This window comes from Proteiniphilum sp. UBA5384 (assembly GCF_002410825.1).
Taxonomy (GTDB): Bacteria; Bacteroidota; Bacteroidia; order Bacteroidales; family Dysgonomonadaceae; genus Proteiniphilum.
This window is the reverse complement of the sequence record NZ_DHOS01000071.1, coordinates 13,843-38,082: the sequence shown is the minus strand read 5'-3', so window position 1 is coordinate 38,082 and position 24,240 is coordinate 13,843. Positions and strand designations below refer to the sequence as shown.

The 24,240-nt window shown below is 43.5% G+C and carries 18 protein-coding genes; 11 read left to right on the top strand and 7 right to left on the bottom strand.

The annotated features are described in order from the left end of the window. Positions 1 to 2: 2 nt before the first annotated feature. The gene (locus B4G81_RS13965) at positions 3 to 2,549 is read right to left on the bottom strand and encodes a hybrid sensor histidine kinase/response regulator (RefSeq protein ID WP_294083551.1); all 2,547 of its coding nucleotides are present in this window, start codon (positions 2,547 to 2,549) and stop codon (positions 3 to 5) included. Between the two features lie 314 nt (positions 2,550 to 2,863). Between B4G81_RS13965 and B4G81_RS13960 the strand changes: the two genes are divergently transcribed. Next, positions 2,864 to 3,229 carry a hypothetical protein gene (locus B4G81_RS13960; protein WP_294083549.1) on the top strand — a complete coding sequence of 122 codons (366 nt, stop codon included), beginning with the start codon at positions 2,864 to 2,866 and terminating at the stop codon, positions 3,227 to 3,229. A gap of 130 nt (positions 3,230 to 3,359) precedes the next feature. On the opposite strand, the gene B4G81_RS13955 is transcribed toward B4G81_RS13960, so the two are convergent. Genes B4G81_RS13955 through B4G81_RS13935 form a run of 5 tightly spaced genes read right to left on the bottom strand, consistent with a single transcriptional unit; the run spans position 3,360 to position 8,750 of the window. Next, the gene (locus B4G81_RS13955) at positions 3,360 to 4,118 is read right to left on the bottom strand and encodes a shikimate dehydrogenase family protein (RefSeq protein ID WP_294083547.1); all 759 of its coding nucleotides are present in this window, start codon (positions 4,116 to 4,118) and stop codon (positions 3,360 to 3,362) included. A gap of 22 nt (positions 4,119 to 4,140) precedes the next feature. After that, positions 4,141 to 4,887 (bottom strand): bifunctional demethylmenaquinone methyltransferase/2-methoxy-6-polyprenyl-1,4-benzoquinol methylase UbiE, encoded by a 747-nt coding sequence (ubiE, locus tag B4G81_RS13950; protein WP_294083545.1) that lies wholly within the window; start codon positions 4,885 to 4,887, stop codon positions 4,141 to 4,143. 35 nt (positions 4,888 to 4,922) lie between these two features. Continuing rightward, positions 4,923 to 5,867: a phosphoribosylaminoimidazolesuccinocarboxamide synthase gene (locus B4G81_RS13945; protein WP_294083543.1), complete on the bottom strand. Its 945-nt coding sequence runs from the start codon at positions 5,865 to 5,867 to the stop codon at positions 4,923 to 4,925. Between the two features lie 28 nt (positions 5,868 to 5,895). After that, positions 5,896 to 6,825, bottom strand: a complete 930-nt coding sequence (locus B4G81_RS13940; RefSeq protein WP_294083541.1) for a PhoH family protein — start codon at positions 6,823 to 6,825, stop codon at positions 5,896 to 5,898. Next, on the bottom strand, positions 6,822 to 8,750 hold the full coding sequence (locus tag B4G81_RS13935; protein WP_294083539.1) for an amidophosphoribosyltransferase: 1,929 nt from the start codon (positions 8,748 to 8,750) through the stop codon (positions 6,822 to 6,824). Before B4G81_RS13935 ends, B4G81_RS13940 begins: the two co-directional genes overlap by 4 nt. A gap of 151 nt (positions 8,751 to 8,901) precedes the next feature. Between B4G81_RS13935 and dgt the strand changes: the two genes are divergently transcribed. The 5 genes from dgt (at position 8,902) to B4G81_RS13910 (ending at position 12,209) form a co-directional block, all read left to right on the top strand. Then, positions 8,902 to 10,230 carry a dGTP triphosphohydrolase gene (dgt, locus tag B4G81_RS13930; RefSeq protein ID WP_294083537.1) on the top strand — a complete coding sequence of 443 codons (1,329 nt, stop codon included), beginning with the start codon at positions 8,902 to 8,904 and terminating at the stop codon, positions 10,228 to 10,230. 246 nt (positions 10,231 to 10,476) lie between these two features. Further along, positions 10,477 to 10,878 carry a hypothetical protein gene (locus B4G81_RS13925; RefSeq protein ID WP_294083535.1) on the top strand — a complete coding sequence of 134 codons (402 nt, stop codon included), beginning with the start codon at positions 10,477 to 10,479 and terminating at the stop codon, positions 10,876 to 10,878. Positions 10,879 to 10,890: 12 nt separating this feature from the next. Continuing rightward, complete coding sequence (locus tag B4G81_RS13920) at positions 10,891 to 11,412, top strand: GYF domain-containing protein (RefSeq protein ID WP_294083532.1); 522 nt, start codon at positions 10,891 to 10,893, stop codon at positions 11,410 to 11,412. 12 nt (positions 11,413 to 11,424) lie between these two features. Further along, the gene (locus B4G81_RS13915) at positions 11,425 to 11,817 is read left to right on the top strand and encodes a CD225/dispanin family protein (protein ID WP_294083530.1); all 393 of its coding nucleotides are present in this window, start codon (positions 11,425 to 11,427) and stop codon (positions 11,815 to 11,817) included. A gap of 20 nt (positions 11,818 to 11,837) precedes the next feature. Further along, the gene (locus tag B4G81_RS13910) at positions 11,838 to 12,209 is read left to right on the top strand and encodes a DUF2752 domain-containing protein (protein WP_294083528.1); all 372 of its coding nucleotides are present in this window, start codon (positions 11,838 to 11,840) and stop codon (positions 12,207 to 12,209) included. On the opposite strand, the gene uvrA is transcribed toward B4G81_RS13910, so the two are convergent. Next, entirely contained in the window at positions 12,206 to 15,001 is a 2,796-nt protein-coding gene (gene uvrA / locus B4G81_RS13905) for an excinuclease ABC subunit UvrA (RefSeq protein WP_294083526.1), read from the bottom strand. The genes B4G81_RS13910 and uvrA overlap by 4 nt on opposite strands. A 197-nt stretch (positions 15,002 to 15,198) precedes the next feature. Here uvrA and B4G81_RS13900 point away from each other — a divergent pair, with 197 nt between their 5' ends. From B4G81_RS13900 to B4G81_RS13880, 5 genes are all read left to right on the top strand, one after another. Beyond that, positions 15,199 to 17,268: a cation:proton antiporter gene (locus B4G81_RS13900; RefSeq protein WP_294083524.1), complete on the top strand. Its 2,070-nt coding sequence runs from the start codon at positions 15,199 to 15,201 to the stop codon at positions 17,266 to 17,268. A 57-nt stretch (positions 17,269 to 17,325) separates the two neighbouring features. Further along, positions 17,326 to 18,846, top strand: a complete 1,521-nt coding sequence (locus B4G81_RS13895; protein ID WP_294083522.1) for a glycoside hydrolase family 10 protein — start codon at positions 17,326 to 17,328, stop codon at positions 18,844 to 18,846. A gap of 59 nt (positions 18,847 to 18,905) precedes the next feature. Then, positions 18,906 to 19,934 (top strand): LacI family DNA-binding transcriptional regulator, encoded by a 1,029-nt coding sequence (locus B4G81_RS13890; RefSeq protein ID WP_294083520.1) that lies wholly within the window; start codon positions 18,906 to 18,908, stop codon positions 19,932 to 19,934. 273 nt (positions 19,935 to 20,207) lie between these two features. After that, entirely contained in the window at positions 20,208 to 21,896 is a 1,689-nt protein-coding gene (locus B4G81_RS13885) for a sodium:solute symporter family protein (RefSeq protein WP_294083518.1), read from the top strand. Positions 21,897 to 21,905: 9 nt separating this feature from the next. Next, a complete protein-coding gene (locus B4G81_RS13880; protein ID WP_294083516.1) occupies positions 21,906 to 24,212 on the top strand; it encodes an FAD-dependent oxidoreductase in 2,307 nt (768 codons plus the stop codon). Positions 24,213 to 24,240: the final 28 nt, after the last annotated feature.

The following is a 24,240-nucleotide window of genomic DNA, read 5'->3' as shown; positions in this document are numbered from 1 at the left end:
TTTTACAGGTAGTTCCGGGTTATATTGGCACAGAATTCCCTTATCTCCCCAATTGTTTTCGACAGATCTTTTTTCCAATCGGGATAGGTTGATTCGTCTTCTCCCCGTAAGCGATCCATTTTGTGTAAGATCGTACAGAGATAACCTGCGTCAAGCTGGTACAGAAAAGGATGGATTTTATGGCACAATTCCTGTGCTTTCTCAAAATTTCCTTCTTCGATGTAAATAGTCAGGATGTCCATATCTCTATCGGACGACTCTACAAAACCGGACAAGATGTCTATGATGGATGTTTTATCCCCTTGAAAAAGCGCCGACAGACTGGGGAATGTCCCGCTAAAATTACCATCCCCCAACGGGATATTCTGCTCTTCCTCGAGCAGGTCCTTTCTTTCTTCCTTAGGTTGGTCCTTTTTTTCTTCCTCCACATTTTTTTCCTTGTCCTGTATAACTTTTTCCCGTGATAGTATATCAGAAAGATCACTCATTTGGATAGGTTTTTTGATTAGGCCGGAAAATCCTTCTGAAAGAGCTTTCTCTATCGTATAATCGTCATGTGCAGTCATTAACCATACCGGTATATGTGTATCTCTTTTTCTTACTCTATGCAGAATATCTATTCCTGTTATTTCTGTCATTTGCATGTCGGTAAATACAATGTCAAACTGGAGGATAACTCTTAAAAAGCCTTCTACATCGCGGGGATTACTGCATAGTTTTGCTTTATGTCCATTGCGTGCGAGATATTCCCTTATCATGTTTCCCAAGGAGAGGTCATCTTCAAAAATCAGTATCTTATGTAGCTTTCCATCTTGTTTGGAGTGACCGGAATCGGTTGTGAGGGAACCCCGCTTATTGATGCTGTTGCCGGGAGGTATCTGATCTTCGGTTTTAGCGATAGGCAGGGCTATGGCTACACGGGTTCCCTTTCCTTTGCAAGAGTCCACTTTTATCTCCCCTTTCAACATATTCACCAATCCTTTGGTGACATACATCCCAAATCCGCTCCCTTCCGCTTTCAAAGGGTTTTGCATACGGGAGAACGGTTTGAATATTTCCGGTATTTCAATTGGATCCATCCCGATACCGGTATCCGTGACGGTGAAAATCATTTGGCCGTTGTCATACTGCAATTGTATATTGATTCCCCCCTGGACCGTGTATTTTACGGCATTTGAAACCACATTGGTGAGTATCTGCTTTAAAAGGGTCTGGTCCGTATTGATATATAAAGGAGAGGAGGCAATATTCTCAAATGTCAGGGTCAATGATTTTTCTTCTGTAAGAGGTTGGAACATACGGATAATATCTTCCATGAGTGCAATCAGATTGAATCGGCTATAATGTAATGAGCCCGATTTCTGTTGCAGTCGGGAGAATTCAAGCAGATTGGTGAGCATGGTCAGGATATGCTTTCCAGAATTCCGTGCGGATTGCAGTTGTCGTTTTTTGTCTTTATCTCTCTCTTCTGAATCCCACATCTCCATATATCCCATCATAGAACTAAGTGGGGTTTTGATATCATGCGATACGGATAGCAGTAGTTTGTGACGACTCTCTATCAGTTCTTCCGTAAGTTGTTTCTCTCTCGCCAGATCAGTTCTTGCTTTCTGCCCCTTGTTGAGGTCGTTGATAATTAAGAGGGTGATAACCAGGATGATAAAAATGGAAAGTGTGCCTACCAGAAGGGCAAACTTGAAAATACTCTGGTTGAGATCTTCACTGTTTTCGGTCCCTTTCCATGTTATCCGGATAGCTTCATTATAAAAATCATTGGTTAACTGGGAAATGTGAAGGGATATATTTTGTTCGGCAAGCAAAAGTTCCCGCACCTCTCTCTCGATCCCTTGTATATGGGAAGAATAGGACCGGGAGGCTTCTTCGGTGATATTTTTGAGGTCTGCATACATAAGGGTGTCTACTTTCTTGGCAGACCAAGACTCCTGTTCGGTGCGCGTAATATTGATGGTTGTATCCGCCACGTGTTTCGGGTCGAAGACATTCCTGACACGATTCCAGAAACTACCTTTCCTCTGTTTTTCTATTCGCATCGTGTCAATATTGGTAGTCACTACAACCGAATCCTGGATGATTTCATCGTAGCGGTTGATCTTCTCGTCGAGTTCCGTCAGTGGATTTTCAGATCTGAACAGTCCTGTCAGCCGGCGTACAATCCGGTTTTTCTCCTGCAATAAAGAGTCGATATCCTGCAGGAGTACATCCTGCTGCCTCTCAGGCTTCATCTCTTTTATATCCATTATTTGCGAGGATATGTCAGTGGTGATGGAATCGTATTGCTTTTGAAATGTCCGGCGGGGAGAAACAAGGTACATATTCAATATATCCTGTGCCTGTTGTATGGAATTAATCAACCGGTTACTTTTAGACAGTACCTTGTATGAATTGTCCATCTCCGCTTTTTGGATATCCATATTCTTTTTTAGTAAATAGGAATAGTAGAACAATCCGGTAAAAAAGAGGATAATTACCAGGAATATCAATCCTATTTTTATCCTGACCCTTTGTTCAGTTGATTTTTTTTGTTCCATTATTCAAATATACAGCATAAGTTTTAATTCTCATACTTTTTTATATGGGCTTGTTGGTACTGGAAAGTGTGGATTGTTGGGAGCGAGTTGTGTAATTTTTCCACAATTTCCACAGCTTTTCTACAATAATGTTGTTAGGTCTATAATACAGGTTAAAGGGATAAATCGTTAGTATAAAGATTATTACGTATAGGATTGGCGCTCTTGTGTGTTTTTGGCCTTTAATTTGATATATAATTATCGTCAGTAAGACATTAAAAAAACAAACGGAATAGAAAATCAATGAGGTTTTTATTTTTTAAAATTTTATCGTTATGAAAAAAGTTATTTTATCAGTCGCAATCATTGCAGGTATGCTTGTTTCGACAAATATCCAGAAAGTGCATGCTTTAGAGAATCAACCTTCAGTCACAATGGCTTTAGAAGATGATGGCTTCATAGAAGTTCAGTTGCAGGATTTAAGTGAAGTTGTACAGACAGCGGTAAATTCTTTTACTCAAGAGTACAATATCGTCACACTCAAATACAATGCGGAAAAGCAATTGACAAAAGTAGAGCTAACGAAGAAAGATGACCAGTCTTCAAGGACAGTATATCTTGATGCTGAAGGAAAAGAAGTAGCAGCTCCGGTAGAAGCCGAAGAGCCTCAAAAGCAGCAGGAAGAGATTGAACTCCCGTAGTCATTGTAAGAAAAACAAACTACACTATCGCACCTCTATATATTTCTTAGTTAACATATATTTTTCTAAGATACAATGACTAAGGATTGGATCGTCCCTTTACTGGAAGAAGTAAGGGGGCGGTTATTTTTTAGTCAGTATCGTTCCATATCTCCCAGGCAGCCAATGCCTGAAGTTCCAGCATTTCCCGGCCGTTTTTAGTGATAGCTCCCTGTTTTTTTCCTTTTTGCAGGAATAAGGTTTCTTCAGGATTGTAAATCAGGTCATAAAGTAGATGACGGGGGGTGAGAAAAGAATAAGGGATATGCGGGCAATAGTTGATTTCAGGGAAGGTGCCCACAGGTGAGGCATTTACAATAATTGTATGCTCCGCGATGATCGAAGGAGTAAGGTCGTCATAGGTAAACCTGTTCACGCCGGGAGTGCGTGACACATAATGCCATGAGACCTGCATATCAGTGAATGCCTGTGCAACGGCTTTCGATGCTCCCCCGGTTCCCAGAATCAATGCTTTCCTATGAAATGCGGTATTTAACAACGGTGAAATCGATTGTCTGAAACCTATATAATCAGTGTTGTAACCGGTAAGTCTGAAATAACATTTATCACCCGGTCTTCTTTCTATTTGGATTACATTCACGGCTCCAATCTTTTTGGCCTCTTCCGAAATATTATCCAGGAAGGGAATTACCCGTTCTTTATAAGGAATGGTAATATTTAATCCTTTCAATTGCTGATTTAACAGAATGATATGATGAATCTCCTGAATATCCTTAATCTCAAAATTCAGGTATTCGGCCTCTAGCTGTTCATTCCGGAATTTTTCCGTGAAGAATTTAGCCGAGAATGAGTGTTTCAACGGAAAACCGATCAGACCGTAAGTTTCCATATCAAATCATCATATTGTCATATCAATTGAAGGGTTTTTCTGCCATATAAAGGGTTGTAATCCCAAGCGTGTACCTTCTTAACCGGATATTAGTGAATCCGTTCTTTTTCAATATCAACATCATCTCTCTCCCTTGTGGAAAAGCGGCTATAGATTCCGGAAGGTAGTGATATGCCCTCTGTTCAGTGGCAAACATACCGGAAAGTACCGGCATCACATACTTCGTGTAGGTAGCATATAATTGCTTCATCGGTGTATCCTGTGGTGTAGTAAGTTCGATGAAAAGAAACAGTCCTCCCGGTTTCAATACACGAAATACCTCCCGGAAACTTTTGTCGATATCTTCAAAATTACGCACTCCGAATGCGATGGTAGCCGCATCAAAACTATTATCGCTAAAAGAGAGGTTTGCGCAATCCTGAACTTCGAAAGAGATTGTTTGCCCCAATCCCTTAGCTTTCACTTTTTCCTTACCTACCTGCATCATCCCTTCTGATATGTCCACCGCCGTAATTTTCTGTGGCAGCAGGATCTTCTGTGCCAGGATGGCGAAGTCGCCGGTGCCGGTAGCTATATCCAATATATGCCTATGAGGATATTTTCTCAGTTCTTTCAGTGCATCTCTCCTCCAATAATCATCTATACCTAATGACAATGTACCATTCAACCTGTCATAATTGGGAGCGATGCTGTCAAACATCCGTGTTACCTGTTCCTTTTTCGGCTGATTGGAATTATAAGGGTTTACCTTTTCTACTTTATAGGTCATTTTGTGTCTGTTTATTGCTTACCTATAGCTATCCATTAAAGTGTCCGGAGATAGTCGTTGATATTTTTTTCAATGCGTGACTCCAGATTATCAGCATCGGCCTTTACAAATTTCTCACCTACAATTTTTTCGTATAATTCGATGTACCGTTCCGATACGCTTAGGCAATATTCATCTGTCATTTCAGGAACCTGTTGTCCGGATTGTCCCTGAAAGCCATTATCCATTAGCCATTTGCGGACAAATTCTTTGGAGAGTTGCCTTTGTTCTTCGCCTTTTTCGAAACGCTCCTGATAGCCTTCACTATAGAAATAACGGGAGGAGTCTGGAGTGTGTATCTCATCAATCAGGTAGATCTTGCCATCTTTCCTGCCAAATTCGTATTTGGTATCAACCAGGATTAGCCCTTTTTCTGCCGCCATTTCTGTGCCGCGTTTGAACAGGGCATAAGTATATTTTTCCAGTTGTTCGTACTCTTCTCTGCTCACCAGTCCCTGTGCGATGATCTCTTCTTTCGAGATATTCTCGTCGTGTCCTTTATCTGCTTTTGTGGTGGGAGTGATCAGAGGTGTTTCGAATTTCTGGTTTTCACGCAATCCTTCCGGTAGGGGGAGGCCGCATATTGTACGTGCTCCTTTTTTGTATTCACGCCATGCACTTCCGGTAATATAACCGCGGATCACCATTTCCACTTTATAGGGTTCACATTGATGACCGACCGTCGCCATCGGGTCGGGAGAGGCTGTTTTCCAGTTGGGTACTATATCGGCTGTGGCATCCAGGAATTTCGATGCAATCTGGTTTAATACTTGTCCTTTATATGGAATACCTTTCGGCAATACTACGTCGAATGCTGAAATACGGTCTGTAGCAATCATTACCAGTATTTCTTTACCGATGCTGTATACATCGCGCACTTTCCCGTGATAAATACCCGTTTGTCCGGGAAAATTGTAATTTGTCTTTGTTAATGCTTCCATATTATAATTGATTTACTGATTTGATGATTTATTGATTTTCATATGCTTCCACAATCCTCTGTACGAGTTTATGGCGTACAATATCCTTCTTGTTGAATTCTACTGTACCTATACCTCTAATATCTTTTAATATCTGCAGGGAATGGACCAATCCAGACTGCTGTGAATTGGGTAGGTCGATTTGGGTGATATCACCTGTGATAATCATCTTGCCATTTAACCCCAACCTTGTCAGGAACATCTTTATCTGCGGCTTGGTAGTATTCTGCGCTTCATCCAGAATGATGACTGCATCATTCAAAGTACGTCCCCGCATAAAAGCGAGCGGTGCAATTTGTATGATTTTGTTTTCGATATATTCTTTCAGTTTTAATGGAGGGATCATATCCTCTAACGCATCGTATAACGGTTGAAGATAAGGGTCTATCTTTTCCTTCATATCTCCGGGCAGGAATCCCAGTTTCTCGCCTGCTTCCACGGCGGGACGGCTGAGGATGATTTTTCGTACTTTCTTTGTTTTCAGTGCACGGACTGCCAGTGCTATGGCAGTATAGGTTTTCCCCGAACCGGCCGGGCCAATGGCAAATACCATATCGTTTTCATCGAAGGCCTCCACCAGTTTCTTTTGATTGGCGGTACGGGCAAGGATTGGTTTCCCGTTCAGACCATGGATGATAAGATTATCCACATTCACAATGGCGGGAGCCTTACCTTTTACAATATCGAGGATATCCTCCTCTTTCAACATATTCATCTCGTTACTGAATTTCTCCAGTTCGTGCATCTTTTCCTCGAAGCTGGCCAATTCCTCCTCTTCACCGATCACTTTGATCACATTTCCTCTTGCAACGATACGTAACTTTGGATACAGTGTTTTGATCAACTGTATATTACTATTGTTGATGCCGAAAAAAACGACCGGATCTACATTTTCTATGATGATGATACGTTCAATCATTTCTCATTCTTTGAGAATTGTAACGCATATTGCTGGGCTTTGTTCTCCTGACCCTCAATATAATTGATAAACGCGTTGTTTACAAGCCGGTTTCCGCCGGGAGTAGGGTAATCCCCCGAAAAGTACCAGTCTCCTCCGTTATTGGGACATGCTTTATGAAGGTCTTCTATACTTTGGAAAACGATTTTTACTTCAGCTTTTATCTCCTTGGATGTGAGCATCTGTGCAATTTTATTGGAAATATCCTCATCTGTGAAAGGGGCATAGATGTCTTTTACATAATTAATGATATGTTCTTTCTTCATATGACGCTGCGCCACCGATTTTTTGTAAGTCTCGTCGATTACAGACTGCATGCCTCGCTCTTTCAGCAGTTCAATGGCTGCTTTGAAAGCGATGAATTCACTCATTCTGGACATATCTATGCCATAGCAGTCGGGATAGCGTATTTGCGGTGAGGAAGATACGATGATGATTTTTTTGGGATCGAGCCTGTCCAGGATCTTGATAATACTCTGCTTGAGTGTGGTGCCGCGGACAATACTGTCATCTATAATTACCAGACTGTCGACGCCTCGTTTTAGTGAGCCATAAGTCACGTCATAGACATGTGCTGCCAGATCGTTCCTTGTATTTCCCTGTGCGATAAAGGTACGCAGTTTGATGTCTTTGATGGCTACTTTTTCTGAACGGACCCTCTTGGAGAGAATAGCATCGATCTCCTCCTTACTCAATGTGTAGCCCTTTTCGAGGATGGTGAGTGCTTTTTTGTGATTGAAATGATCCTCTAATCCTTGCAGCATACCGAAATAGGCAACCTCTGCCGTATTGGGAATAAATGAGAAAACCGTATTGTCGAAATCCCCATTTACGGTCTCCATGATCTTGGGCACCAGTAGCTCTCCCAGTTTTTTCCGCTCCCGGTAGATGTCGTGATCGGAACCTCGTGAAAAATAGATCCTCTCGAATGAACAGGGAGTGATTTTTTCTTTTTTCTCCTGGATCTGATGTAAGCTGATAGACCCGTTACGTTTTACAATAAGCGCTTCCCCGGGTTGTATTTCGTGTATATCGTCTCTTTTCAGGTTGAATGCTGTTTGGATAACCGGCCGTTCCGATGCTACCACGGCGATTTCATCGTCATGGTAGTAAAAGGCCGAACGGATACCCCATGGGTCACGTAGAACAAAAGCATCGCCGCAGCCGATCAGTCCGCAAAGGGCGTAACCTCCGTCCCATATGGCAGATGCCCGTTTTAACAGGAAAGGGATATCGAGTCTTTCACCGATCTCGTGACTTATCTGTTGACCATTCATCCGTTCTTTATTCAGGTGATCATATTGGTATTGTACTTCCCGGTCGAGGTAATGTCCCAGGGACTCAAGCATCACAAACGTATCGGCATAATCACGCGGATGTTGTCCCTCTTTGAGCAGTTGCTCGAACATTTCGTCCACATTAGTCATATTGAAATTGCCCGCTAAGGCAAGGCTTCTTGATGCCCAGTTGTTCCGGCGTAGAAGTGGATGCACATAGCTAAGGCCACTTTTGCCGGTAGTACTATACCGCAGATGGCCGATAAACAGTTCTGAAGCGAAAGGAACCGATGTTTTTACAAACTCTATGTTACTGAGTTGATCTTTGGAAAATCGCTGGAATGACGAATGTATATTGGAAAATATTTCCGATATGGCACCCGACCCCAATGCCCTTTCCCTGAAAATAAATTCATTGCCGGGGGAAGCTTCCAATTTTACAGCCCCTAATCCGGCTCCTTCCTGCCCTCGGTTGTGTTGTTTTTCCATGAGCAGGTACATTTTGTCCAGTCCGTATTGCCACGTCCCGTATTTATTGTAATAATAATTGAGGGGTTTGAGGAGGCGGATTACTGCAATCCCACACTCGTGCTTGATAATATCAGTCATTGATAAACCTTTCTGTAATAAGAGTACAAATTTAGTCTTATTTATGGGAATTTCGCTGGTATCTTCTCGATAATCTTATCAAAAAAATGTCAACAGGTCGGATTTTCGGTCAGTTGGTACTATCTTTGTCTGTATAAAATAAAAATATTATATGGACTGGGAACGATTATTGTCTGCCAAGAGATTTGGAATGGAGCATTATGAAAATGGCAAAAAACATGAACGTACCGAGTATCAACGTGATTACGACCGGTTGATATTTTCGTCGCCTTTCCGGCGATTGCAGAATAAGACACAGGTATTCCCCCTGCCGGGGAGTGTATTTGTGCATAATCGGCTGACACATAGCCTGGAAGTCGCTAGTGTCGGTCGTTCGATGGGAGAGAATATAAGTCGTGAATTACGTAAAAAGTATCCCCGTTCGGAAGCTCATTTTGAGGAAATCGGGTCAATAGTTGCAGCCGCATGTCTTGCCCATGATATGGGAAATCCGCCGTTCGGACATTCAGGTGAAAAAGCTATATCCACTTTTTTTTCCGAAGGAAAGGGCGTTGGTCAGAGGCGGGAAATCGAGGAGGAAGGAGGGCGTTGGAGTGATTTCACCTGCTTTGAAGGAAATGCCAATGCGATACGATTGTTGATGCATCAGTTCAGGGGAAGAAGGAGAGGTGGTTTTGCCATGACCTATTCTACGCTTGCCTCTATCGTGAAATACCCCTATTCTTCAGAATTGAGCGGAGGAAAAAATAAATTCGGATTCTTTGCCTCAGAAGAGGAAGATTACCGATTGATAGCCGCGGACCTCGGCATTATAAAACAGCAGGAGCAACCATTGAAATTTGTACGTTATCCGCTGGTTTATCTGGTGGAAGCTGCCGATGATATCTGTTACCAGGTAATGGATATCGAGGATGCACATAAATTGAGGCTTCTTTCCACAGAAAGAACAATAGAACTACTACTGGGTTTTTTTGAAGGAGAAAGCAGACAACGACGTATAAGCACTCTGTCGTATGTGCACGATGTGAACGAGCAGATTGCCTATTTGCGTTCGGGAGTGATTGGCTTGTTGGTCAATGAGTGTGCAGGGTTGTTTCTTGCCAATGAGGAAAGAATTCTTGCCGGAGAGTTCACAGGTACACTTACCGGAAATATTTCACCTTGGGTCGCAGATGCCTATGGGAGGTGTGCGGAATTTGCCTTGAAGCATATATATCGATCTAAAGATGTGTTGGACATTGAATTGGCCGGTCATCGTATCATTGGGTACCTGTTGGAGGTGTTTACGGATGCTATTCGGAATCCGGATCATGCATATTCGAAGCTCCTTCTCGACAGGATACCTGAACAGTATGAAACAGATTTTCCTACTCTATATGGAAAAATTCAATCCGTTATTGATTATATATCGGGTATGACGGATGTCTATGCGCTCGATTTGTATCGCAAAATAACAGGGATGGGCTTGCCTATTGTTTGATTTTACTTACAATTTGACAAAAATAGGCATTTTTTTATTTTTTATTGAAATTATTTGCGTGTATTTAATTTCTTTTTTATATTTGCATCGTGGTTTTTTCATAATAGTATTAGATTTAAGGTTAACTATTTGGCAGAGTGTCGAGAGACATTCTGCCAAATGCTTTTTATCTCTTTCTCATATTTCATGTCGATAGTTATCCAAATATCCCGATTTTTGCATAAATTTGTATTATAAAATGAAGATATGCGAAAAATAATTTTCACCCTGTCTATTGTGTTCTTTTCTTTGTATCTGATAGGATGTACTTCACCTGAAAAGGCTCTCAACAAGAAGTTACAAGAGATGGCAATTGGGCTCAATGAATCGGTGCCGGTGATGCTTGACCAGTATACGCGGTTTGAAGGTGCTTCGGTAATGTCCGGTAATATATTCCAGTATCGCTATACGGTGCTGAATACATCCAATCCTGATTCGTTAGTGAAGCATGGATTACAATTGTTAAAGGAGAATATCGGGAAGGAATTCTCAATGAATCCCGATCTTCGTTTTTTTAAGGAGAACAATGTGGTCATTGAATATGTTTACATTAACGAGAATGGGCAGACTATCCGTTCGCTACAAATTACACCCCAAAATTATAAATAAAATTCAAGATTTATGAACCGCTACTTTTATATCGATGCTGAAGGGAAGCAAAAAGGGACTTTTTCGCCCGAAGAACTGAGACAGGAGGGTATAAAGCGTGATACACTTGTGTGGACACAAGGTATGGAACAATGGAAAAGAGCAGAAGAGACAGATGAACTGCGCTTCCTGTTTTCCGGCACATATAATAGTCCCCCCCAGGTAACAGTGGAGTCATCTGCCACCATACCGCAACCCATGCCCAAAACATGGTTGGTGGAATCCATTCTGGTGACGATTTTGCCATTTATGTTTTGTAGCAGTGTGTTAAGCCTGCTCGGCATTATCGGCATCATATATGCTGCACAGGTGGAATCTTTCTATAATAGGGGTGATTATGCAGCTTCATTAGAGTCTTCCCGTTCTGCCGCAAAATGGACGAAAATAGCCATGTGGATCGCTATTGGTTGGGTACTTCTCCTGATTATTGCCGTGGTGCTGGTATTTGTGTTTGTCGGTTCTTTTGCCGGAGTAAGTGATTTGTTAAATACTTAATCATATAGAATAATGGAAAATCAAAACAATCCGGACCAACAGGATAATTCCTATGGTAAAATTCACACTCCACCGCCTCCACCGATACAGGAGCCTACGGTGAACGATGTCCCGCCGTTAAAACCAAGTAATTGGTTATGGCAATCGATTCTGGTTACTATACTTTGCTGTATTCCCTTTGGAATTGTGGCAATCATTTATGCTACCAAAGTTGATTCGTTTTACTTTAGGGGGCAATATGAAGAAGCAGAACGGTCGGCTCAAAAAGCAAAAATGTGGGTATTTATTTCCATCGGCGCTGCGCTATTGTATGTAATCCTCTGGATAATTATGTTTCTTACCGGTAATTTACCGGAATATATGGAGAACATCATCGAGAACAATGCAAGCGGTTATAATTTTTAAGCGCTGTTGTGCATAAAGGAGTGAAAATAGGAATAGGCGCAGCTATAATTTTACTGATTATAGCGGCGCTTTATATATTTTATACTTTCAACCCGGAAATGCAGCCCCTTTTCCCGAAGTGTCCCTTTTTGCTTGCCACCGGCTATGAATGCCCCGGTTGCGGTTCACAAAGGGCTATCCACAGTCTTCTTCATTTCAATGTAGGTGCTGCGTTGAGATACAATGCCTTTATGGTGTTGGCTCTACCTTATATTTTTCTGGGTATTTACCAGGAATATCTTGGAGGAAAAAAGCGTCATCCAAAAATTGGAAAGTTCTTTTTCGGCAGATGGTCAGCTATCGCCATACTGCTTATAATAGTTGCCTTTTGGGTTGGAAGGAATCTGATTTAATGGAGTTTTTCTTTCAGGAAACGGCCGGTATGTGACTGTTTACATTTTATAATCTGCTCGGGAGTCCCTTCGCAGACGATCTGCCCGCCGGCTTTTCCTCCCTCCGGCCCAATGTCGATGACATGATCGGCGCATTTGATGATTTCCATATTGTGTTCGATAATGATCACCGTATGGCCGCGCTCTATCAATGCGTTGAAAGCCTGTAGCAGTGTTTTTATATCGTGGAAATGCAGGCCGGTAGTCGGTTCGTCGAAGATAAAGATAGTTGGCTGGGCTTTTTCTTCTCCCAGATAATAGGCCAGTTTCACCCGTTGGTTTTCACCGCCCGAGAGGGTAGAAGAGGATTGCCCCAATTTGATATATCCTAATCCCACATCCTGCAGGGGTTGCATTTTCTTTATAATCTTCTTCTCAGTTGCCCCTTTCTGTTGTCCGAAGAATTCGATCGCCTGGTTGACCGTCATCTCCAATATATCATAAATATTGGCTCCTTTGTATTCTATTTCCAATACTTCGTCTGAGAACCGTTTACCATGGCACGATTCACACTCCAATCGGATATCGGCCATAAACTGCATCTCCACGGTAATGGTTCCTTCGCCTTTACATTCGCTACATCGGCCTCCTTCCACGTTGAATGAGAAGTAGGCCGGTGAAAAACCCATTTGCTTAGCCAGCGGTTGTGTAGCGAAGAGTTTACGGATTTCATCGAATGCCTTGAGATAGGTCACCGGGTTGGAGCGCGACGATTTTCCGATGGGATTCTGGTCTACATACTCTATCCCTTTCACCAGGTTGAGGTCTCCCCCAATGCCATTGAATTCGGCATGTTCCAATGCCGCTCCTTTATAGTGATGTTGTAATGAATTGAAAAGTACATCGTTCACAAGCGATGATTTGCCCGAACCACTGACACCCGTCACTACTGTCATCACATTCAATGGGAATTTCACATCGATATTTTTCAGATTATTCTGTCGTGCACCCTTCACTTCGATGTAGTTATTCCATTTGCGGCGTATCCTGGGGATCTCAATTTTCTCTTCACCGGTGAGGTACTTCACGGTGTAACTGTCGCTTTTTTCCTCCAGTTCAGCCACCTTGCCCTGGTATACCACTTCTCCTCCCAGGCGGCCGGCCTTGGGGCCTATGTCGATAATATAATCTGCGGCACGGATGATTTCTTCATCGTGCTCCACTACTACCACTGTATTTCCCATATGTTGTAAATCCTGCAATACGCTGATGAGCAGGTGGGTATCACGTGAATGAAGGCCTATGCTCGGTTCATCGAGGATATAAAGTGATCCTACCAGGCTACTGCCCAGTGATGATACCAGATTGATACGCTGGCTTTCGCCTCCGGAAAGGGTATTCGATAACCGGTTAAGGGTGAGATATCCCAAGCCTACATTCAGCAGAAACTGTATCCGGTTTCTGATCTCTGTAAGCAGTCGTTCTGCTATAGCTGCATCGGTTTCATTGAGGTTAAGTTGATCGAAGAACTCTTTCAACTCCGTGACCGGCATCACAACCAGTTCAGTAATAGATTTTCCACCTACTTTTACATAGGATACTTCCTTTTTGAGACGTGACCCTTTGCAGACGGGGCAAGTCGTCTTGCCACGGTAACGGGCAAGCATCACCCTATATTGTATTTTATAGAGGTTTTTCTCCAGCATCCCGAAAAAATCATTGATGCCGTAAATGCCGGTGCTGTGGTGTCCGTTCCAGAGGATATCTTTTTCTTCTTCTGTCAGGTCATAATAGGCGCGGTGGATCGGGAAATCTACTTTATAGGCATTGTGGATGAACTCCTGTCTCCATTCACTCATCTTTTCTCCTCTCCAGCATTGGACACACTCTTCCTGCACCGAGAGGCTCTTGTCGGGGATTACCAGATTTTCATCGATACCGACCACCTTTCCGAATCCTTCGCATTTAGGGCAAGCCCCGGCAGGACTGTTGAAATTGAACATCATTTCAGTGGGCTCTTCAAAAGTGATGCCGTCCGCCTCGAAACGGTTGGAGAAAGTGAAGGATTCTATTCCATTCTCACTCCAGAAACGGACAATACATTCACCATTGCCTTCGAGAAATGCGGTCTCTACCGAGTCGGAGAGACGATTCACCGTTGCCTTATCGGAAGAACAGGAAAGACGGTCAATTACCAGCAACACTTCGCCTTCCGATGGTAGTTTCTTTTGTTCAAGCAATTCGTCGATCCGGTAGAACTGTTCACCAACATCCACCCGGGTGAAACCCTCTTTCCACAGTATCTCCAGTTGACCACGCAGGTCGCGGCCGTTTCGCAACTGTATATGCGAGAGTACGGCCATACGGGTGCCCTCGCGGTATTCCTCCATCTTTGCTATCACATCATGTACGTAATGGCGTTTTACCTCCTTGCCTGAGATTGGAGAAATAGTCTTGCCGATGCGGGCATAGAGTAGCCGCAGGTATTCATATATTTCGGTAGAAGTACCTACTGTGGATCGCGGGTTGCGGGAAGTGGTCTTCTGCTCGATGGCGATGGCGGGAGGAATTCCTTTGATATAATCACATTCCGGCTTGTTCATCCGTCCGAGGAACTGCCGCGCATAAGCCGAGAGGCTTTCCACATAACGTCGTTGCCCTTCGGCATACAACGTGTCGAAAGCAAGCGATGATTTTCCTGACCCTGAAAGTCCCGTGATAACTGTGAAAGTATTGCGTGGGATATTCACGTCGATGTTTTTGAGGTTGTTGACGCGTGCACCCTTTATTTCGATCTGCTTTGAATTGCTCATATAACTTTGCTATAACCCACAAAGATAAGGATTTTATCTCCAAAAACAATGTGCTTCTTTCAACAATTGACTGGACTTTATTGTTTAGTTTTTTCCACATCTGCAGATAAACAGCATTCGACAAAAAGAGACCTGCTGTCGGATAAATGAAATAGAATAATTATATTTGTAGGTGCTTATAGATCAAAAGTCATTCTATGGAAACTTTTCTATCAGAAATCCAACATGAATTTACCTTACCGTTTTCCAATCCGGTATTGATATTTGCTGTGCTTCTGTCGATAGTGCTTCTGGCACCTATTCTGCTAAAAAGAATCAATGTCCCTAGTATTATAGGATTGATTATAGCAGGAGTTATCGTAGGCCCCCACGGACTTAACTGGATCGATAATACCCATGCGGGTGTGGAAATGTTCTCGACCATAGGATTGTTGTATATTATGTTTATTGTGGGATTAGAACTCGATTTGGGTGAATTTGTACTTCACAAAAACAGAAGTCTGGCCTTTGGTTTTTTTACTTTTATTATCCCGCTGATTGTAGGTTATCCCGTTTGTCATTATCTGCTCGGTTACAGTCCAGATGCCAGTTTTCTTACAGCCAGTATGTTCTCTACCCATACCTTGGTGGCTTATCCAATTGTGAGCCGTATGGGAATAGCGCGTAATCAGGCAGTTGCTATCACAGTAGGAGGTACTATCCTTACCGATACGGCAGTCTTAATTATCCTGGCATTGGTTTTATCCAATAGCAACGGAGGGCTTGATATAGTTTTCCTTATAAAGCTGTTGCTCTCACTATTGCTCTTCTCTCTGATTATTTTTCTGGTAGTACCTCGTATTGCCAAGTGGTTTTTTCAGAGAGCTACATCCGAGAAATATTCTACTTTCATTTTTGTACTTCTTGTGGTCTTTTTTGCAGGCTTCCTTGTGGAGCTGGGAGGAATTGAACCTATCATCGGTGCATTTGCCGCTGGACTCGCACTCAATAGGTTAATTCCTCACTCGTCAGCATTGATGAACCGGATTGAGTTCTTCGGTAATGCACTTTTTATCCCTATTTTTTTGATCTCGGTAGGAATGTTGGTGGACGTTTCCGTGGTATTGGACGGGCCTCGTACACTTGTCGTGGCGTTAATACTTACCTTGATGGCATTAGTAGGTAAATGGTTGGCAGCATGGGTTACACAAAAAACGTTTCATTACTCAACTACCCAACGGTCACTTATTTTCGGGTTGAGCAGTTCGCATGCCGCTGCTACCCTTGCCATTATCCTCGTCGGCTACAGGGCTGAACTGCTGGACGAGTATATTTTGAACGGTACCATTATCCTTATTCTGATTACCTGCATAGTGGCTTCTATCTTTACGCAGAGAGCGGCAAAAAAGATTGCGATCAGTGAAGAGAATGAACCGCTGACACCTTCTTCTATGGGAGAGTTTGCACAGGAGAAAATTCTGGTGCCTATTGCCAACCCTACCAATATCGGTCAACATGTGGAGCTGGCATTGTTACTGAAAGATAAGAAATCAGTAAATCCCGTCTCTTTATTGGGGGTCGTGCCTAATAACCAGGAGGCGGAAAAGAATATCGTGAGTTTCAGGAAACAGCTGCAGGGACTTGTCTCCAAGGCTATGGCCGCTGAGGTGAAAGTGGATATTATCACTACCATCGACCACAATCCGGCGGATGGCATTGCACGGACAGCCCGTGAGACAATGGCGGATATCGTGATTTTGGGATGGCCGGGTAAAGTGGGTTTTTTGGATAAATTGCTGGGAGAGAAAGTCGATCTGATCATTAAGAGTACGGATAAAAACTTGTTTGTCTGCCATGTGGAACAAAACCTTATTTCGAATAAACGTATTGTAGTGATTTCCCCGCCGTTGGCGGAAAAGGAAGATGGATTCGGATTATGGGTGAGCAAGGTGGAAAAACTTTCTTCTGAACTGTCGATTCCGGTATTGCACCTGGGTCATCCTGACACCCAGGGGATGATTGCCGGACGGAAAAAGTCGGGAAACTTCACTTTTCAGCCCTTCGAGGACTGGAGTAATCCTTTATCCTGCGGAGATAGGATCAAGAAAGATGATTTGATTATTCTGATTTCTGCACACACAGGATATATTTCCCATATCCCTGTGCTGGAAAATTTACCGAACCGTTTAGAGAATCGTTTTCCACACCATAACCGTATCGTAGTTTATCCCAAACAGCATCTGGCAGATCAGTTGTTGGAGACCGATGATCATATTTTTATCCCATAGGAATTGAAGCTTTAATTATTCACATTGGCGCATTATTTACATTGACACATTAATTTTATGATTCGTTTTAGTCGGTTAAGTTTTTTATTATTTACTGTTATGTTTATCGCCGGATGCGGTACTTCCAAACAGTCTCTTACGCGTACTCCAAATGCAACGCCGAAGCGTGAGTTCCGCGGCGCATGGGTGCAGACGGTCGGTCAATCGCGTTATCGTCAGATGAACAGTGCTGCCATGAAGCATTATCTGACTGATATGGTACGGAAATTTGATGAAGCAGGTATCAATGCGGTGATTTTCCAGGTCCGACCCGAAGCCGATGCTTTCTACCATTCGGAACTGGAACCCTGGAGTCGTTTCCTGACCAGGGAACAGGGAAAAGCACCTGACGATCCCTCTTTCGACCCCTTGGCGTTTATCATTGAAGAGTGTCATAAACGGGGGATGGAACTCCATGCCTGGTTAAACCCTTATAGGGTGAAAACCAATATTAGTAACACACTCTCACAAAATCATATCTACTGGAAGCATCCCGAACGTTTTGTGCAGTTTGGGACCCAACTCTTTTTTGATCCGGGATTGCCTGAAAATCGCGGTTTTATCTGTGATGTGGTACAGGATATCGTTTCGCGCTATGATGTGGATGCTATCCACATGGATGATTATTTTTATCCTTATCCCATAGCGGGCACCTCTTTCCCGGATGATAAGAGTTTTAACATGTATGCCGCATCACAAGGATTTTCCTCTTCCCAACGAGGTGACTGGCGGCGAAATAATGTAAATCTACTTATCCAACAGATAAAATTAACGATTGCCGGCACCAAGCCGTGGGTGCGTTTCGGCATCAGTCCTTTCGGGATTTACCGCAATAAGCGCAGTGATCCGAACGGTAGTGATACCAACGGTTTGCAGAATTACGACGACCTTTATGCCGATATCAAACTGTGGGTGGAGAAAGGGTGGATCGATTATAACCTTCCGCAACTCTATTGGGAGATCGGACATAGCGCTGCCGATTATACCACCCTGCTGCACTGGTGGAATGCCAATAATTTTGAACAGCACCTCTATATAGGGCAAGACCTGAAGCGAAGCATCGATAAGAACGAGTTGAACGTAAAAATCCGCCAATCGCGGGAGATGTCTTTCGTACACGGCAATTGTTACTGGTACGGATACCAGATACTGGATAATTTCGCCGGAGTTGCAGATGTATTGAGAACCGATATTCACCGTGCCAAAGCATTGATCCCGGCTTATACTCATCTGCATAAAGGGACTCCTGCTGCCGTGAAGAAATTAGCCGATGTGTATACCGAAGATATGCATTTCCTTACATGGGAACATAAGAAGGAGCCGTCAAATCCCGAATCGGCACAACGGTTTGTTATCTACCGTTTCCGCAACGGAGAAAAAGTAGATATTAAACGGGCCGAAAATATCATCACAATCACGCCCGATAACTTTTTCGTATTGCCCTATGAAAGAGGAAATATCAAGTACACCTATGTTGTCACGGCGCTGGACGCTTTTCACAATGAAAGTAAACCGGAAAAGATAAAAGTAAAATTGTGATACATTGAAGATACTCCCGAAGGTTCAATTTATTCTTAACTCCCAAATCATAAATATATATGTCTTCCTCCAGAGCAACCATAAAAGATATAGCCAGAGCCTTGAATATATCTGTGGCGACTGTTTCCCGGGCTTTGAACGGAAGTCATGAAATACATTCTCTTACGAAAGAGAAGGTCTTGGAGAAAGCTAAGGAGTTACGTTATAAACCAAATATTCAAGCCCGCAATCTTTTAAAAAGACGGAGTAATATGATTGGGGTGGTCGTTCCTGAGTTCATTACTTTCTTTTTCCCCGAGATCATTATCGGTATACAGGAGGTAGTTAATAAAATGGGTTATCAGGTGTTGATCTCCCAATCAAATGAATCCTCTTCATTAGAGTCCAGAAATGTGAAGATGCTGGAAGAGAGTATGGTGGAGGGAATGATCGTTTCTGTGGCTAAAAATTCAAGGAATATAGAACAGTATCAACGTTTGATTGATGAACGCATGCCCATTGTATTTGTGAATCGTGTTATTTCTGAGTTAAATGCAAGTCAGGTAGTGATTGACGATATGAAGTGGGCGTTCAAAGTGACAGAACATTTAATAAAATGTGGTTACAGACGGATTGCCCATTTAGCGGGTAATGAGCACTTGTCTGTTACTAAGGAGCGCATGCAAGGTTATCAGAATGCACTGCTGGCCTATGATATTCCTCTAAATGAAAACCTTGTCATGTATGTCGGCGTACAACAGGAAAGGGCCAAAATAGGTGTTGATTATCTGATGAGTTTAAAGGAAAAACCCGATGCCATTTTTGCCATAAACGATCCTGTTGCAGTCGGCTGTATACTGGAACTGAAGAAAAGAGGAATTAGAATTCCCGAAGATATTGCAGTAGCCGGTTTTTCCGAATCGCCTATCGGAAGAATGATGGAACTGACCAGCGTGTTCCAGCCTACTTTTGAGATTGGCAGAAAAGCTGCCGGGTTGTTATTGAAACAAATAAAAGATTTTGACGCACCGGCGGAAACCATTATCCTTGATGCAAAATTGAATATACGAAATTCCACGCTGCCTTTGTCTAAAAAAATGAAGAGATAAAACACCCTGCTGTCTGGTCAAGTCCAAACTTCTGCACCACTCCCCATCCTCCCAGTTCCCCTCTCTCAGTCCCCCAGCCCCTTCTTTATCTTCGTAAACGTTTACGGAGATTTTGTAAAAATAGCATATAGTTCATTTGGGCAATCTATATCTTTGTCATGTACTAATTGTAATATCATTTTTTTAACGTTTTTATTAAGCAATATAAATAGATAAGCTTATTTGCATTGCAAGATTGCCAGAGAACGGCTAATTTTTAAAAGGGACGATACTATGAGCATATTGGATATTCTAATGATTGTTATTCTCACCGTAGGCGTTTTAGTTTCCGGTTTGGCTTTTTCGAGGAAAGGTAAGGATATGACCTCTTTTTTTGCGGCAGGCGGAGCAGTCCCCTGGCAAATGAGTGGATTATCGTTATTCATGGGTTTTTTCTCGGCAGGTACATTTGTCGTTTGGGGGTCGGTGGCCTATGCTTACGGGTGGGTCTCCATCACCATACAATGGACGATGGCCCTGGCAGGTTTGATCGTCGGTTTACTGATAGCCCCCCGATGGCACAGGACCGGGTCGCTGACCGTTGCGGAATATATCAATAAAAGATTAGGCATCCCCACGCAAAAAGCATATACCTATCTATTCCTGTTTATCTCATTGTTCCTCACCGCTTCGTTCCTTTATCCGGTGGCAAAAATCGTAGAGGTCTCCACCGGACTCGATTTGAATTTATGCATCATCCTCCTGGGTGTTTTTTGTGTGTTGTATGTTTCTGCCGGAGGGTTGTGGGCAGTCGTCTCTACTGATATCCTGCAATTTATCGTGTTGCTTGCCGCGGTGGTGATCGTCATTCCGTTGTCCATCGACAAGGTGGATGGTCTCGTCAGTTTCGCAGCAAAAGCACCGGAGACCTTTTTCAATGCTTTTAATGCGGAATACACATTCATATTTATTATCGCCTTCGGGATATACAATACCATTTTCCTCGGTGGTAACTGGGCGTATGTACAACGGTTCACCTGTGTGCGCACTGAATCCGACTCCAGGAAGGTAGGCCTTTTCTTTGCTGTCCTCTACTTCATCACTCCAATTTTATGGATGATTCCTCCCATGTTGTACCAGGTGCATAACCCCACACTGGATATAATTGAAGCAGAAGGGGCTTATCTGATGATGTGTAAAGAAGTGCTACCGCGAGGTGTACTGGGATTGATGATAGGTGGAATGATTTTTGCCACTACCAGCGCCATGAACTCCAAATTGAACATTGCTTCGGGTGTGATTACCAACGATATATTTAAACGGTTGCGGCCCAATAGTTCGGATAAGACGCTGATGTTGACGGCACGTATTTCAACCATCGTCTTTGGCGTGTTGAGTATCCTGATTGCCCTTCTGATACCGAGGATGGGGGGAGTGGTCAATGTGGTGATCAGTTTGGCGGCACTTACAGGGGTTCCCCTTTATCTTCCTGTGATCTGGACATTATTCTCCAAACGGCAAACCGCTTTTTCCGTTTTGACGGCGACGCTTGTAAGCCTGGCCGTGAATGGTATCTTCAAATTCGTCACACCGGCGCTTTTTGGCCTTTCATTGGACAGGACACAGGAGATGGTGCTGGGGGTCACTTTTCCCATCCTTTGCATGGCGGCATTTGAAATAGGATATGCCCTGAAAAAACAGGTCGCACCTAATTTTGATTCCTATAAGGAGTGGGCAAACGGGAATCGGGAGAAACGGGACCGGATTTCAGAAAAAGAGATACAACTGGCAAAAAGTGAAAACAAATATAGTATGCGTGTAATAGGGTATGGAGTTTCTTTTATTGGTCTCACCATTGCGGTTTTGGGACTATTGACTCCTGCCTATAAACTTTTCGTAGCAGGTACGGGGCTGTTCTTTACCCTTATCGGGGTGATTCTGTTGAAATCGGGCAGTGCCGGATCCAAACGTATTAAAGGATAGATTTAGAATATGATTGAGAGTTTATTTACAGGAGAGAGACGTTCGCACAAGAGGGTACAAGTTAATGTGGATTTCGTGGTAGCAGGCGGAGGTATGTCCGGAGTCTGTGCCGCTATCTCGGCCGCACGGGCGGGAGTGAAAGTCGCTTTGATACAGGACCGCCCGGTGTTGGGTGGAAACGCGTCGAGCGAGGTGCGGTTATGGATATTGGGTGCTACTTCCCACATGGGGAACAACAACCGGTGGGCACGTGAAGGCGGTATTATTGATGAGATATTGGTAGAGAATACCTACAGGAATAAGGAGGGTAATCCGGTGCTTTTCGATGCAGTGGTGCTCGATAAAGTGTTGGCTGAAAAGAATATCTCACTGTTCCTGAATACCGTCATCTTTGAAGTGCAAAAATCGGATGAGAAGAGGATATCCTCCCTCACCGCATTTAATCCGCAGAATGAGACCGAGTATATATTCAGCGGAAAATATTTCTGTGATGCTACGGGGGACGGCTTGGTCGCTTATTTGGCTGGTGCAACTTATCGGGTGGGTGCTGAAGACAGGGACGAATTCAATGAGAAATTTGCCCCCGACAAAGACGGCTTTGGTGAGAAATTAGGGCATTCCATCTTCTTCTACACGAAAGACGCGGGAAAGCCGGTCAAGTTTGTCGCTCCGGAATTTGCCATGAGCAAGGAGGAAATTGTCCAACATGTCAACCGGATTGATAATCCCGATTATTTCAATCCCCGGCAATTGGGATGTAAATTCTGGTGGATAGAGTATGGAGGGCGGTTAGACACCATCTACGAAGCGGAGGAGATAAAATATACGTTGTGGAAGGTTATTTACGGGATATGGGATTATATCAAGAATTCCGGCAAGTTCGAAGATGTCGAAAACCTCACGCTGGAATGGGTAGGCAATATTCCGGGCAAGAGAGAAAGCCGTCGTTTTTTGGGTCATTATATGCTGAAGCAGCAGGATATTGTGGAACAGCGGACACATCCCGACGTGGTGGCGTATGGCGGTTGGTCCCTGGACTTGCATCCGGCGGACGGCGTATTCGACAAATCGAAGAAAGCCTGCCATCAATGGCATTCCAAGGGAGTGTACCAGATTCCTTACCGATGTTATATTACTCCTGATGTGGAGAATATGTTTCTGGCAGGAAGGATCATCAGCGCATCCCACGTGGCATTCGCCTCTTCCCGTGTGATGGCCACCTCGGCAGTGGGTGGAGAGGTAGTGGGAACAGCTGCCGCATTGTGTATCAATGAAGGCTATACACCCGCACAACTGATTGACGAAGATAAGATAAAACTACTTCAGCAGCATCTGATAAGTCAAGGGGCTTATCTCCCCCAGTCTGCAATTCAGTATCAAGATGATTTGATGAAAGAAGCTGATATCGAGGTCTCTTCTGAATTGAAGCTGAGTGAGATTCCTTTCGACGGATCATGGAAAGATCTGCATCAATCGGCAGCCCAGATGCTTCCCGTCACGGCAGGTAAGATGCCGGAAATAAGAGTGCGCATAAAGGCGGAGAAAGCGGTGAAGCAGACGGTTGAATTGCGTATCAGCTCGAAAGCGTTTAATCATACGCCCGATATTACCTTGGAGACGATTGATGTGGACTTGAAAGAAGGTGAAAACGAAGTGATATTACCTTTTGAGTCGCCCATACCCGCTGATTGTTATGCTTTTGTCTGTTTTATGAAAAATGAGTCAACCGCTATACAGACATCGCACATGCTGATTACCGGATTGGTTTCGGTTTTCAATAAAATATTGCCTGCGGTATCCAATTGGGGAAAGCAAGACCCTCCGGAAGATATCGGAGTGGAAGCTTTTGAATTCTGGTGTCCGGAGCGGAGGCCGCAAGGACAAAATATTGCCATGCAGATCCATCCGGGCCTTACCTGTTTTTCAAAAGAGAATCTGAGAATCTCTCCATACCGTTCGGTGGAGAAGCCGAATGCCTGGGTGGCAGCATTGGAAGATAGGCCTGCAACCATCACGCTTAAATGGAATACCCCGAAACGCATAAAAGGGATCACTATTTTGACCGATACGGACTATGACCATCCCATGGAGTCTGTGCAGTGGGGGCATCAAGAGCCCAAAATGCCCTTTTGTGTAGAATCGGTGGAGGTGTCGGATGGAGAAAAAACCATCGTGCAACAAATCGGGAACTTCCAGACTAAAGTACAACTCCCGTTCCCTCATATTGTAGAGACGGATTGTCTGAAACTGACGCTTAATAACACGATGGAAAACACTCCGGTCGCCTTGTTGGGTATTCAGGTTCATACGGAATAATAAATCTATGGGTGGAAAATAAAATATT